12 protein-coding genes are annotated in these 13,827 nt (G+C 41.9%); 8 read left to right on the top strand and 4 right to left on the bottom strand.

The annotated features are described in order from the left end of the window. Positions 1 to 109 precede the first annotated feature (109 nt). Together nrdG and nrdD are read right to left on the bottom strand one after the other, a co-directional pair. A complete protein-coding gene (gene nrdG / locus J2T13_RS13015; RefSeq protein WP_429371865.1) occupies positions 110 to 613 on the bottom strand; it encodes an anaerobic ribonucleoside-triphosphate reductase activating protein in 504 nt (167 codons plus the stop codon). Positions 614 to 620: 7 nt separating this feature from the next. Then, positions 621 to 2,810, bottom strand: coding sequence for an anaerobic ribonucleoside-triphosphate reductase (gene nrdD, locus J2T13_RS13020; RefSeq protein ID WP_429371867.1), 2,190 nt, complete (start codon positions 2,808 to 2,810; stop codon positions 621 to 623). A 343-nt stretch (positions 2,811 to 3,153) separates the two neighbouring features. Between nrdD and J2T13_RS13025 the strand changes: the two genes are divergently transcribed. After that, positions 3,154 to 3,987 (top strand): CPBP family intramembrane glutamic endopeptidase, encoded by an 834-nt coding sequence (locus tag J2T13_RS13025; protein ID WP_429371869.1) that lies wholly within the window; start codon positions 3,154 to 3,156, stop codon positions 3,985 to 3,987. A gap of 84 nt (positions 3,988 to 4,071) precedes the next feature. Here J2T13_RS13025 and J2T13_RS13030 read toward each other — a convergent pair whose 3' ends face one another. Beyond that, positions 4,072 to 4,539, bottom strand: coding sequence for a hypothetical protein (locus tag J2T13_RS13030; RefSeq protein WP_429371871.1), 468 nt, complete (start codon positions 4,537 to 4,539; stop codon positions 4,072 to 4,074). A gap of 283 nt (positions 4,540 to 4,822) precedes the next feature. Further along, positions 4,823 to 5,590 carry a MerR family transcriptional regulator gene (locus J2T13_RS13035; protein WP_429372024.1) on the bottom strand — a complete coding sequence of 256 codons (768 nt, stop codon included), beginning with the start codon at positions 5,588 to 5,590 and terminating at the stop codon, positions 4,823 to 4,825. Between the two features lie 319 nt (positions 5,591 to 5,909). Between J2T13_RS13035 and J2T13_RS13040 the strand changes: the two genes are divergently transcribed. The 7 genes from J2T13_RS13040 (at position 5,910) to J2T13_RS13070 (ending at position 13,793) form a co-directional block, all read left to right on the top strand. Beyond that, entirely contained in the window at positions 5,910 to 6,608 is a 699-nt protein-coding gene (locus J2T13_RS13040) for a response regulator transcription factor (RefSeq protein WP_429371873.1), read from the top strand. Continuing rightward, on the top strand, positions 6,605 to 7,600 hold the full coding sequence (locus J2T13_RS13045) for a sensor histidine kinase (protein WP_429371875.1): 996 nt from the start codon (positions 6,605 to 6,607) through the stop codon (positions 7,598 to 7,600). Before J2T13_RS13040 ends, J2T13_RS13045 begins: the two co-directional genes overlap by 4 nt. Before the next feature lie 160 nt (positions 7,601 to 7,760). Continuing rightward, complete coding sequence (locus J2T13_RS13050) at positions 7,761 to 8,531, top strand: ABC transporter ATP-binding protein (protein ID WP_429371877.1); 771 nt, start codon at positions 7,761 to 7,763, stop codon at positions 8,529 to 8,531. After that, on the top strand, positions 8,506 to 10,473 hold the full coding sequence (locus tag J2T13_RS13055; protein WP_429371879.1) for an ABC transporter permease: 1,968 nt from the start codon (positions 8,506 to 8,508) through the stop codon (positions 10,471 to 10,473). The genes J2T13_RS13050 and J2T13_RS13055 overlap by 26 nt, the downstream gene beginning before the upstream one ends. A 90-nt stretch (positions 10,474 to 10,563) precedes the next feature. Continuing rightward, positions 10,564 to 11,913 carry an ABC transporter substrate-binding protein gene (locus tag J2T13_RS13060; protein WP_429371881.1) on the top strand — a complete coding sequence of 450 codons (1,350 nt, stop codon included), beginning with the start codon at positions 10,564 to 10,566 and terminating at the stop codon, positions 11,911 to 11,913. Between the two features lie 315 nt (positions 11,914 to 12,228). Beyond that, on the top strand, positions 12,229 to 13,185 hold the full coding sequence (locus J2T13_RS13065; RefSeq protein ID WP_429371883.1) for a 3'-5' exoribonuclease YhaM family protein: 957 nt from the start codon (positions 12,229 to 12,231) through the stop codon (positions 13,183 to 13,185). A gap of 38 nt (positions 13,186 to 13,223) precedes the next feature. After that, entirely contained in the window at positions 13,224 to 13,793 is a 570-nt protein-coding gene (locus J2T13_RS13070; RefSeq protein WP_429371885.1) for a pyridoxamine 5'-phosphate oxidase family protein, read from the top strand. Positions 13,794 to 13,827 lie beyond the last annotated feature (34 nt).

The raw sequence follows: 13,827 nt of genomic DNA on the forward strand, positions 1-13,827 counted from the left end.
GGGCGATGAAGAGATTTCGTTATTCATTCAATAGAGTGTATTCTAATTTAAAAGGCGCTTTTCCGTTCAGCTCGAACGGAAAAGCGCCTCTCGCTGTGCACTTACTAACTTACATCCCTAACCCAACAGCCTGCCCTTGACTCAAACTTTGTTTCACATCAAGCACACGTTGATTCTCAGAACCTCGCCATTGTAGCTTGAGATTCCTCTGTTCTAGTATGAATTTCCCATCAATAAGGACGTCGCAATATGTGAGTAATTCTAAGCGAGATTCATCTGCGATGATTTCCTCGAAGGTATATCCTGACCAGACCCAAATGTCCTTATCCTTACATTCATTTTTGATTCTTTTCACTAATCCCAATAACCCATCCACATTCTGAAAGGGCTCACCCCCGAGAATGGAGAGACCGGATATGACAACATAATCAATATTTAAATCACGAATCACTTGATCCTCAAACTCTTGTGTATAGGGTGTCCCATAATCGAAATTCCAGGTGGCTGCATTGAAGCAGCCTTTACAGTGATGCTCGCAACCTGATGTGAAAAGGGCATGGCGTAATCCCTTTCCATTGATGACATCAAACTTCTTGTAATCTGCTATGTTCATAACTGATTCACATGTGCTTTACGCGAGATAAGACTTCTTTTTGTTTACCGGCATTGAATGGTCTTTGGCTCGGTTCAGATAAATATCCACAGCAACGTCTTATGACAGATGATGTCTTCGGATTACGATTCCCACAGTTGGGACATTCGAAGCCTGTGTTGGTAGCCTCGAATTCACCTTCAAATCCACATACTAGACATTTATCGGTTGGGGTATTTGTCCCAAAGTAAGGCACATGCTCGTAAGCGTAATCCCATACGGCTTCCAGCGCCTCTGGATTCTTGACTAGAGAATCGAATTCGCAGTAGGTAATAAACCCACCGTTGGCATATTGAGGATACTCCTTCTCGAACATAATTTTCTCGAAAGGTGTTACCTTCTCGTTAACATCTAGATGAAAAGAATTGGTGTAGTAGCCTTTGTCCGTAACTCCATCGATTACCCCGAATTGTTCCTCATCTAATTTACAGAAGCGATAGCATAGAGATTCCGCTGGGGTCGAATATAGGCTGAATCCGTATCCTGTTTCATTCTTCCATTGTTCCGTCTTGGCACTCATATATTTCACAATGTCTAAGCCTTTTTGGCGAAGCAGTTGATCATCGAACATATGTCTACCATATAGTGCAAGAATAGTTTCATGAATACCTATGTAGCCAAGAGAGATACTTGCTCTACCGTTTTCTAATAAATGGTCAATGCTATCTTCGGGTTGAAGTCGGCTTCCCGCGGCACCCTCCATATATAGAATAGGGGCTACCTTAGCTTTGACACCTTTCAAGCGTTGAATGCGGTACATTAAGCCTTCTTTGCAGGTATCTAATAATTCATCTAATAGCAGGTAGAATTGTTGCTCCGATCCTTCAGCCCGAATAGCGATACGAGGAAGGTTGGCGGTTACGACACCCATATTAAATCTACCATCGTGAAGTACTTGTCCATTCTCTTCATATACACCAAGGAAAGATCTGCATCCCATAGGGAATTTGAATGATCCCGTAATTTCTTTCACTTTGGGTACAGAGATGATGTCTGGATACATGCGTAGCGTGCTACACATTAAAGCTAGTTTTTTAATATCATAGTTAGGGTCAGCTGGTTTTAAATTCACGCCTTCTTCGATCCCGAAGATCAGCTTAGGGAATACTGGGGTCTTACCGTCTTTGCCTAGACCTCTAATTCTATTCTTGAGAATGGCAATTTGAATTTGTCGTTCTTCCCATGATAGACCTCGGCCAAATCCGAAGGTACTGAAGGGGGTCTGGCCGTTGGCGCTTACGAGTGTATTGATTTCATATTCTAAGGATTGAAAGGCATCATAAGTCTCCTTTTCAGTGAGTTTTACAGCATAGTCGAAACATCTTGGATATTCACTGTTCAGCTTATCATTGGTAAATGAAATATCTAATCTATCGATTACTGTAGGATCAACACTATATAGCCATTCTAAGCCATTCTTGAAATGCTTCTTGAAGGAATGTGCCACATAAGGGGCTAATATGATATCGATCTCGTTAATGGTATTCCCACCATAGATATGGCTGGCAACTTGTGCAATAATCTGGGCAGTAATGGCTGTCGCTGTTGTAATCGATTTGGGTGTTTCAATCTGAGCATTACCAAGCTTGAAGCCATTCTCTAACATTCCCTTAAGATCAATCAACATACAATTGTAGATAGGGAAATAAGGGCTGTAATCCTGATCGTGGAAATGAAGATTTCCATGATTATGTGCTTCGACAACTCTTTTGGGAATCATGTAAGTCTGTGCAAAGTCTTTGGCCATAATTCCTGCTAGTAAATCTCTCTGCGTCGGAATCGTTGCACCATCTTTATTCGAATTTTCTTTCAATACTTCTTCGTTGGTCAGATCAAGCAGACCCTGTACTTTTTTGTCCAGACTGCCTCGTTCACGTCTCTTCAGCGTTCTTACCTCGCGGTATCCAATATACTCCTCAGCCGCATCTTTTCTTGAGCTATTCATAAGGGCGGACTGGACCTCATCTTGAATATGCTCAATATCAATTTTTTCATATTTAGAAATTTTAGCTGTTACTTTATCTGCCACGCGTTGTGCCACATCAATATCAATATGCTTGTCTGTTCGATCCATAGCTTTACATATGGCATCAATAATTTTCTGTTGATTAAAGGCAACCTCAGAGCCATCTCGTTTGATAACTAACGTAATAATCACCCTTTCTCCCGTACCTATTCCGTGAGTATATCATATCAAATTGACTTTGTTATTTATGTCACATAGTTTTCATTAGTTTTTAAAAATTGAAATTCAAGAAGAATTCGCTTGACTTAAATGAATGGTAGAATTACAGGGATTATCACCGTGACTAGCATGATATCGATATTAATCTTCAATTATGCAAGGGGTGTAGACACACGAGTATATTTTTTTGAATATCCAATAAATAATGGAATATGAAGTGACTTTTATGTAATTTCTGTATGGAGTATTGGAAATTTTTGTTGTATGATAATCCGGTTAAGTAAGACTGTTTAATACATATCTTTAGGAGGTTCATATGAAAAAGAGGTTCATGACTAGCGGGAAAATAATACTGACTTTTCTTATCTTTGGTGTGTTGTTATCGATGGGGACGATGTTGGCATCTATGTTGGGTGACGAGAGTCAATCGACATACCTTCTGATCTCCACGGTAGCTATGATGCTTGCGCCAATACTAACGTATACGTGGTTTGAGAGAAAGAATAAATGGAGTATGGGCATACAACAATCCTCAGCAGTGAAAAGTACAGGCCAGGGATTTGCAGTAGGTATTGTATTAATAAGCTTCAGCTTTCTAGTTATTTGGCTGTTTAATGGGTTACATATTAATTCCATTCAGTATGATTCCAATACTCTTATGGGGGTTGGCATTGGCTTCGGGTTATTTATTTTAGTAGCTTTAAGTGAAGAACTTTTATTCCGTGGTTATATTCAGGGGTTATTGAGAACTCAGTATGGGAGAAATGTAGGTATTATTTATTCTTCTATTCTCTTCGCATTAGCACATATGATGAATCCTGGCATTCTATCTACACCCTTTCCCCTTATCAATATATTCTTGATCGGTGTATTCTTTGCGGTTACTCGTGAACTCACAGGTGGGATCTGGTTACCCATTGGATTTCACTTATCGTGGAACTTCTTCCAAGGTAATTTTTATGGATTTGCTGTTTCAGGTACAGAAACCAAAACGATTATTTCAATAAGTCCGCAAGGTCATAGCTTCATCTCAGGTGGGGAATTTGGAGCAGAGGGAAGTATTCTGGCAACATTGATTATCTTGATTGCATGCATACTAGCCATAAGAAAGTTTAAATCGAAGACTAAGTCTACTCATGTGACATTCTGAAACAAGAGAAGTCCCACCCTATGTTAGGGCTGGGACTTCTCTTGTTATATTTTGCCGATACTAATTTCTATTGTTCAACTGTATTCATTCACCTGGTGTAGATTGCCGGACGACACGATCCTTTGCTGTAGTAGTCTTAGGTGCAGGTTGATTGGATTGAGCGGTGGGCATATCAAAATCGATGCCATACTCATCTTCAAGCTGACGCTTTAGATTATAATCTTCTTTTCGAGAGAGCAGGGCACGGGCTTCTAAACGTAATAGAAATTCCTTTCTAACGATGATTGAATGAAAAAAACAAACAATCCAACTAATGATGAGGAGAGCCATTCCAGAGTTAGTTTGCCAGCTAGGATGAGTGAAGGAGGCAACCATACTAATACCAACGAAGCATGAAACGGTATAAATAACACTCCAAATTGCCCAACGTTTACTCTTCACTCTTATCGCGATATAGACGAAGGATGACCAGTTCATAAAAATAACAAAGTTTAATAAAATCCACCATGATTGTACGATATTCCACACTACTTTTTTATTTTTCGGTTCCACGTTCAGTAATCCCTCCAGATATCGATCTATGTATGTGTTAGTATGTATTCCTATTTGTGATGGTATCTAAGTAGACAAGCTATGACTTGTTTCACTATACGTTATTATCTGACTAGAGGATGCTACATGATTCTATGCACAGGTAAATCTGACGGTGGTTGAAATTCCTCTATAGTTTATCATATACAACGTATAAATCGTAGTCGTTATGTTAGATTCTGGGGATAAAGAAATAGCGATTGGCTTCACCAATCGCTACACGTATGATTTGCTATTCATTAACCTATTCTATCTTCGTCCCTGTGTAAATATGAATAGCATCACGAAGGAATGCGGCATGCCCTTGTTGTTTCTCATCATAGTATGAAGTGAACCTTTCATCGTCTACATACATTTGAGCGACACCTGCATGAGCCTCTTTGCTGTAAGTGCTCCAGTAGTAACTCAACCATTGTCGATGTAAGTCTGCTACATGTTGAGCTAATTCGCCTGAAGGATCACCTGTGGCAAAGGCTTGAGCAAGAACTTCATGGATCGTGACGTCCAACTGCTTAATTTCAGCGAACTGGGACTCCGTCAAGGCTTTTATTTTTTGATTAGATGCATCGATCCGTTCGTCTGAATACTTAGCTCTAATCTCCTGTCCATATTTCGATTCATTCTCATCAATCATCGTTTGTTTGAAACCTTCGAATTTCTCTTTATTGGTCATTGGAATACTCCCTTTCGTTAAGGCCAATGTTCTATCTACATTAGCGATTAATTGGTTTAATTGTTCTCTTTTCTCAAGAAGTTTCTGTCGATGTTCTCGCAATGCATGTTCGCTGTCAAAGGTAGGTGAGGTTATGATCTGCTTAATCCGATCTAAGTTAACGCCCAGTTCTCTGTAGAATAAGATCTGCTGTAATCGATCAATCTCAGATTGACCATAAATACGATACCCTGTAGAATTTGTTCTTGCTGGTTTAAGGAGTTCGATCTGATCATAATAACGTAAGGTTCTTGTACTTATGCCTGCGATATGTGCTAACTTCTGTATGGTATATTCCATGTTCGATTGGACTCCTTCCTCCTTACAAGATAAGCGTACAGCTTTACGTAGCGTTAATGTCAATAGATAAGATTTGTAGGTCGTTGTCCTTGAACGAGATATCGCTGCTTCATTTCCTTCACCATGCCAATGACAGAAAAGGCCTTTGTCTGATAACTGACGTTCCTCCTTATAAATGTGAACGCTCCGCTTGTTCACATTCCTCCAAGACTCCTCTGAGTCCTTCTCTCTGTCAACCACTAATTTTTAGATTGAGATAATAATTTTGCGTGATTTTTCCTGCTTGTGTTACTGTATAACTGACAAAAGGAGGGATAACATGGAAACAATCTTTATTATAGAGGACGATGCCAAGCTTGCAGGTCTGCTGAGTGCTTACCTCTCCAAATATGAATACAACGCCATTATCGTTGATGACTTCAACAACGTGCTGGAGGCATTTAAGAAAAGTTCGGCAGATCTCGTACTATTGGATGTCAACCTGCCTAAATATGACGGCTTTTATTGGTGCCGCCAGATCCGCCAATCTTCACTTTGTCCGATTCTGTTCATCTCGGCTAGAGACAGCGGGATGGATCAGGTGATGGCGTTGGAGAACGGCGGTGATGATTATATTACGAAACCTTTTCACTATGAGGTCGTCTTGGCCAAAATTCGCAGTCATTTGCGCAGGGCATATGGTTCATACGCACAAACTCAGGGGGAGCGTATGCTGCATTCGGGTGCTCTAACCCTATTTCCTGAACGTTATACGATCCAATATGCCGGAGAATCAATGGAGCTGACACAGAAGGAGGCCATCCTGATGGAAGCGCTACTGCTAAAGGAGGGGCGTGTGGTCACCCGGGAGAAACTGCTGGATCTCATGTGGGTAGACCAGCACTTCATCGATGATAATACACTGAATGTCTATATTACGCGTGTCCGCAAAAAGCTCAAGGATCTTGGGCTTGGAGATGTTGTAGAAACGGTAAGGGGCGCCGGCTATCGTCTGAGTGTCTCCAGTGAAGCGCCATGAGATTGTTCTGGAAGGACCAACTTCCGCTGTTGCTCTTCTATGTACTTCAAATGATCCTTATTCCTATACTGTATTGGATCTCAGGTGAGAACAGGCCCCCCGCGATCATGGGGTACGGTGTACTCTTGAGCGGCGTTATTCTTCTCCTATACCTCGGCTATCGTTATGTTCAGCATCGCAGATTATATGCGCTATTAAGTTTTCCCCATAACATACCTGTGGATCATTTGACACCTCTGGGGGATGTTACGCTTCCCGAGGCGGTTAATGAATTACTCCGGAATATTGACCGCCAGTATCAGGAGAAGCTGAATGTGCATGTCCGGCAGATGGATCAGCATATTGTGTTCATCAACCGCTGGGTGCATCAGATGAAGACACCGATCTCTGTCATACAGCTCACACTGCAAGATCTGGAGGATGAAACTGCTAGCAGTATTCAGGAGGAGCTGGAGAAGCTGCGAAAAGGATTGGAAATGGTCATCTATACATCCCGTCTGGACCGTTTCGAGGATGATTTCCACGTAGAATCATTATTCCTCCGCAAGACAGTCAGCGAAGCAGTATCCGAGAACCGTAGGTTATTTATCCGCCGGGGCGTATCTGTGAATATTCAGGTTGATGCCGGATTACGTATCTACAGCGATGCCAAATGGCTGATGTTCATGTTGACCCAAATCTTGACCAATGCTGTAAATTACACGGCTGGCTCCGGCAAAGCGGTGACGATCTCTGCACAGCGCCTCGGCAACGACACTATTCTGGAGATTTCAGATCAGGGTATCGGTATTTCTCCCGAAGACCTTAAGCGAGTGTTCAACCCCTATTTCACCGGCGAACGTGGACGGCAATATCATGAGTCCACCGGAATGGGACTCTATCTGGTTAAAGAAATTTGCACCAGACTAGGATATGCCGTCGAGTTGGAATCCCAGCCCGAAGCAGGAACTACGATTCGGATTATTGTTAATGGCAATGCCCATAGGCAGTAAACCGAACATAACCTTAAGCGATTTGTAAGATAACCTTAAGGTAAATACATAGCAGTGAACTGCCTCATCCCGTACATTAGAACCAGGACAAAGACATCTTGAAACAAAAGAGGTGACTCATGGGTGACTCATGTTTTCCTTAGGAAAGGAATGTATTTCAATGAACGTATTAGAAGTCAAAGGACTGAATAAGGTTTATCCGGGTAAAGTGCATACCCAAGCGCTCACTGATATTCATTTCAGCGTCGAAAGTGGTGAATTTGTCGGTATTATGGGACCATCGGGCAGCGGTAAAACTACGCTACTCAACATGGTATCCACTATCGACCACCCCTCTTCTGGAGAGGTGAATATCAATGGGAGTAATCCTTATAAGATGAATAAGAAAGAACTCGCTCATTTCCGCCGCAGGCAACTCGGATTCGTCTTTCAGGATTTTAATCTCCTGGAAACATTAACCGTAGCCGAGAATATTGTGCTCCCACTTACCCTGGATAATCGTAAGTTGAGCGAGATGGAATCCCTGCTGCAGAAGGTTGCTGGACAACTTAATATTACGGATATCCTGAATAAACGCACCTATGAGATATCCGGAGGACAACGGCAGCGGACCGCTATTGCGCGGGCGATCATTACTTCACCTGCGATGATCCTGGCTGATGAGCCAACCGGTTCCTTGGACTCTAATTCCTCACGGATCGTCATGGAGTCGCTGGCGAACATTAACCGCATGCAAGGCACCACACTCATGCTCGTTACCCATGATCCACAGGCAGCGAGTTACTGCGACCGGATCATCTTCATCAAGGACGGCAGGTTGGCCGCCGAAATTCACCGTGGCGATAACCGCCAGGCCTTTTTCCAGAAGATTATCGCCACACTTTCGTTTTGGGGAGGGAATAGTCATGAGCTTTCCTCAATTCGCGTTTAATAATGTACGGCGTAACGCACGGGCTTATATTGCGTATTTTCTAAGCAGTGCTTTTATGGTCATGGTGTTTTTCGCTTATTCCGTATTCATTTATCATCCCGAGATTGCAAATAACGATATGGGACCCATGGCGGTCTTGAGTATGCAAGTCGCAGCCTACATCGTGTATGCGTTCGCCTTTTTCTTCGTGCTGTATTCCATCGGATCGTTTTTGAAATCACGCAATCTGGAATTTGGGATTTTATCCATCCTGGGTGCCCGGCCGAACCAGATTAATAAGCTGATCTTCCTTGAAAATATGTTGATTGGTATTGTGGCGATCGCAACAGGAATCGCAGGTGGCATGCTTCTCTCCAAATTGTTCCTGCTCTTCAGCACCAAGACGATCGGAATTGAGGATTTGCCCTTCTACTGGCCAACCAAAGCGATGCTGGTCACTTCCCTTTCATTTATCTCCTTGTTTCTGGTCATTTCCATCTTTACTTTGCTATTTATTCGCAAAAATAAAGTACTGGAGCTACTGCAAGGAAATGTGAAACCGAAAAAACAGCCGAAAGCATCCCTCTTTCTCTCACTGCTTGGTGCAGGACTACTGGCTATCGGATTTTATGCCCTGCGGATGGAATTAAGTCCCTTTGCTATTATTCTGGCAGCCGTTACAGGAATTTCCGGAACCTATTTTTTCTACTCACAGCTGTCCGTCTTTTTCATTCGTCTGCTTCAGCGTAGTCGGAGATCTACATGGCGCGGCACGCGGCTGCTGTGGATATCGGAAATGAGCTATAAACTGCGGGACAACTCGCGGATGTTATTCTTGATTACGGTAGTGACTGCTTTGGCCAGTATGGGGGCAGGTGTTGTGTTGTCCATTGACCAGGCCGGAAAAGAACTGTACACCGAGGAACCTTTTGCCATCACACAAACGTATTATAGGACTTCTTTGGCAGAACCCGACCGGAGCGAAATTCACCGTGAGCTAGAGGCCGCAGGTGTAGAGTACACGGAGATTCGAATCGATGACTTATATGCCTCAGTCCTTAATGAGAAAGGTAGCGACAGCCACAACGACGGAGGCCTTTATCTAATCATACCTTCTCAATATAATGAATTGGCAAAACATGTTGGTCTGCCACTCGTTGACAATCTCGGCCTAAATGAAGCTTTTCTCATCGCTTCATCAAAGGTTCACATCGCTGATTATATCCATAACGGTATGATTACTTTGGAAGATCAGCCCGCCATAGCGCTCTCTGTCAAGGACAGTGTAAGCACAGATTCAATCGAACTCATGTATTCGAAGAGCCCTTTGCTTGTTGTGCCAGAAAAGTGGATGGATAGAGTAAGAGTGGCTCAATCGTCTGAGGCGGGGGAGGTTGTCAGTCCGAATATCAGTTATTACTATAAGGTACCCGCATGGGATACAGGTTCACTGCCTTCCATCAGCAGTCAGGAAACTATAGTGGGCACCAAGTTGAGCAAATGGAATAAAGAAATGGAGGGGAAAAGCGAAGTTGTATTCGACCTTACTTCACGCGCCGCTAGTTATATATCCCTCAAACAAAGTACAGCCATGCTAAGCTTCGTTAGTATATTTGTCGCCTTGATCTTTTCGGTTGCATCGGCTAGTTTTTTGTACTTTAAGCTGCATAGTGAGTTGGCTGCGGACATTCGTATGTACCGTGCATTATCCAAGATAGGGCTAAGCACACGTGAAATGTCAGCATCAGCGACCAAACAAATTGCCATACTCTTCTATATTCCAATTGTTGTAGCCGCTATTCAGAGTCTTGTTGTCATCACCCCCATCCTTTCGGAGATGGGAATCATGCATGTGCTTCAACCAGTACTGATCACATTTGCTGCGTATCTGATTCTGCAAAGCGTCTTTTTCATCATTGTGAAATCACGGTATATACGCAGTCTTAAGAAAATGATGGTTTGAAGAACCATTATTAGAACAACTTTTCCTTTTATCTAAACGTATACATCGTGTTTAGGAAAATTAAACAAAAAATAAGTGGAGGTTTTAATTTTGAAGCGAAATTTATTACAGAAGGTATTCATCTTTAGTTTGAGTTGTATGTTAATCCTTATTTCAGCAGGTTTTAGTACAGACAACAAAAGTTTCGCAGATCCGGACAACGAGGCAGATACGAAACGAACTTTAAAAGTATTGTACTGGGATGAAGAGGCATTCAAAAGGACTTATGGGGATTTGTTTAGTAAGGAGTATCCTAATACAGACATCCAAGTAGTTAAAGTCACTGATGCATTGGATGACATCAAACTTATCGAAAAGCATTCACCGGACCTTGTTATGCTAGATCCGTACAATTACAAACAAATGGCTAAGGAAAATAAGTTGGTAGATTTAGATCCATTAATTAAGCGTGATCATTACGACACGACAACGTTATACCCTAGCTTGCTTGCTGAATTGAAGAGACAAGGCGGTGGCAAACTTTATGGGTTAAGTCCAAAGGTGGGGTCGTACGCCATTATGTATAATGTTGATTTATTTAAAAAGTACAATGTTAAATTACCAAAGGATGGAATGACTTGGGAAGAAATATTTAAGCTTGCCAGTAAGTTCCCTACTAAGGGAGATAAAGATTCACGAATTTGGGGCCTAAGTAGTAATATCGATCCTATGGAAATTTCTAGAACAGAAGGGTTAATAGGCATTGATCCAAATACCTTGAAGGCTACTGCGAATACAACTGCGTGGAAAAAAGCATATCAGCTGTCGATCGAGGCAAATAATTCTGGGGTCATTCCCCAAGGCAATCTATCTACCAAAAATTACTATGAGAGCAGTGCTTTCATTATGGGACGATCAGCTATGGCGGTATCCCCTATTAGTATGTTGAAAGACTTAAAAGCAGCAAACAGTGGTGTGAAAAATTATAAACCTTTTACACTTGGTATGGCTGCTGGTCCTGCGGATCCTAAGGATCGAAAGTCAACAGGAAATATTAATATTTCTAATATATTCGCAATTCCAGCAAGCGCATCTAATGTTGATGCCGCTTGGGATTTCATCAAATATTTCCATGGAGATGACTACGCTAAAGAATACTATAAACCCAGCAACTCTAATAACTCAATCGGTGATCCTCTGTCTCGCATGATTAAGGAGTACTCTGGTTACAGTGTGGATGCTTTCTATAAATTAAGACCAAATTTGGATCTATCTATAACACGTAATGCTCTCTACAAAAAGTCGTACAATGTAGAAGGAAAGTTTATGGAAATTTTATCTAAACAACTTAAACTGGTAGCAGACAAGAAAAAAACATTAAAGCAAGCAGTTACTGCCATTCAATCACAAACTCAAGCTGCTGCTGATAAAGTGAAGAAGGCTCAGAAAGCAAAGAAATAGAATATTAGAGCTGTAACAGAAAAACTTAAAATAAAGAAGGATAGTTCAGTCACAATCTGAACTATCCTTCTTATTTTGAGCTTGTTGAAATTTCCCCATGTTAAGGGTTGCAAAAAGTTAAGGTAAACGAGACTGTTCAGACATAGAATGTTGTTGTAACATAGAGTAACGCACCTTTCTTGTTGGCATGGTTGGTCGTACTTCCATGATATCAAACAAGAAGGGTGTTTTCTGTCAAGATGGGCGAAAGTTGAGTATTTTGGCTTAGAACACCGTTGTTATTGTATAATGTATTTATCAATGGGAGGGAATGACATGCCACTAATTACACAATTAACTCATCAAGATGAGTTTGTTGGATTTTATTTATTGAAGGAACTTGAAGTTAAACAAACCAATGGTACACCGCCTAAAGACTACTTTGACCTTACACTATGCGATTCCAGTGGACAGCTATCTGCGAAATTCTGGGATGTATCGATAACAGATAAAGAGACTTTTTTTCCAATGGATCTAGTTAGAGTACAGGGTATCGCTCATCTATATCGTGAGAGACTACAAATTAAAGTCATCAAAATGCGGAAAGCAAACCCGGACGATGGGGTATCCGTGACTGATTTCATTCGATCAGCCCCAGTTACACCGATTGATCTCGTTCATACGATTAAGCAGGCTCATGAAAGTATTGTTGATGAAGAGATTAAAGCGATCGTATCTTACTGTATTACGAAAGTAGAGGATAAACTTCTTCACTCTCCGGCAGCCAAGATGCATCACCATGCGTATTTTGCAGGATTAGCGTATCACATGGTTAGAATGCTTGAGATCGGCGAGTTTCTATGTAAACAACGACCATTCCTGAATGCAGACTTCATGAAGGCTGGTATTATTCTGCATGATATCGCTAAACCAGAGGAAATGATATCACAGTTAGGTATCGTCTCAGAATATAGTGTCCAAGGGAAGTTGATTGGGCATATCTCGATGGCTGCTAACTGGATTACGGAGGCCGCTATTCGGTTGAATATAGATCTGGGTAGTAATAAAGTTCTTGGTTTACAGCACTTAGTATTGTCTCATCACAATTTAGGTGAATGGGGAAGTCCTGTGCAACCTCAGACACCAGAAGCTGTAGCCTTACATCATATTGATGCCATGGATGCGAAGCTTCAAATGGTAGAGGATGCATTAGATACGACACCCGAAACGGATGAATGGACAACATATATTAGAGGACTCGAGAATAAGGCCATTTATCGGTTGAAAATATAACAGTCATATCCTATATATCGAGGAAGAAGGGAATAGAGATGGGAAGAAGGTTTGACAGCATCCAGGTAGAGCATGACGCTTTTATTCGACGGCAGCATATGTTCTTCGTAGCCTCTGCGCCCTTGTCTCCTGAAGGTCATGTAAACTTATCTCCTAAGGGATATGATACATTTCGCATTCTATCATCCACAGAAGTAGCATATCTAGATCTGACAGGCAGCGGTAACGAAACAAGCGCACATCTTATGGAGAACGGTAGAATAACCGTTATGTTCACTGCTTTCGAGGGTCCGCCCATGATTGTACGCCTCTTCGGAACTGGAAGCGTCGTATTACCGCATATGGAAGAATGGGATTCCCTTATTGGACAATTTAATTCGTTGCCTGGTGTTAGACAAATCATTAAGGTCCAAGTTGATTTGGTCACAAGCTCTTGTGGGTTCAGTATTCCATTCTTTGCTTATCAGGGAGAGCGGGAACAATTAATTAAATGGGCTGACGGACTAGATGAAGAGCAATTAGAGCAATATAGAGCCAAGAAGAATGACGTTAGTATCGATCAGATGCCTACTCCATTGGGTGAACGGAGGATGTCAGGTAGGAATTAGCGCTTAACCATCTCAGTTATCGTGAGACACACCG

This window comes from Paenibacillus sp. DS2015 (assembly GCF_050433705.1).
Taxonomy (GTDB): domain Bacteria; phylum Bacillota; class Bacilli; order Paenibacillales; family Paenibacillaceae; genus Paenibacillus_AQ.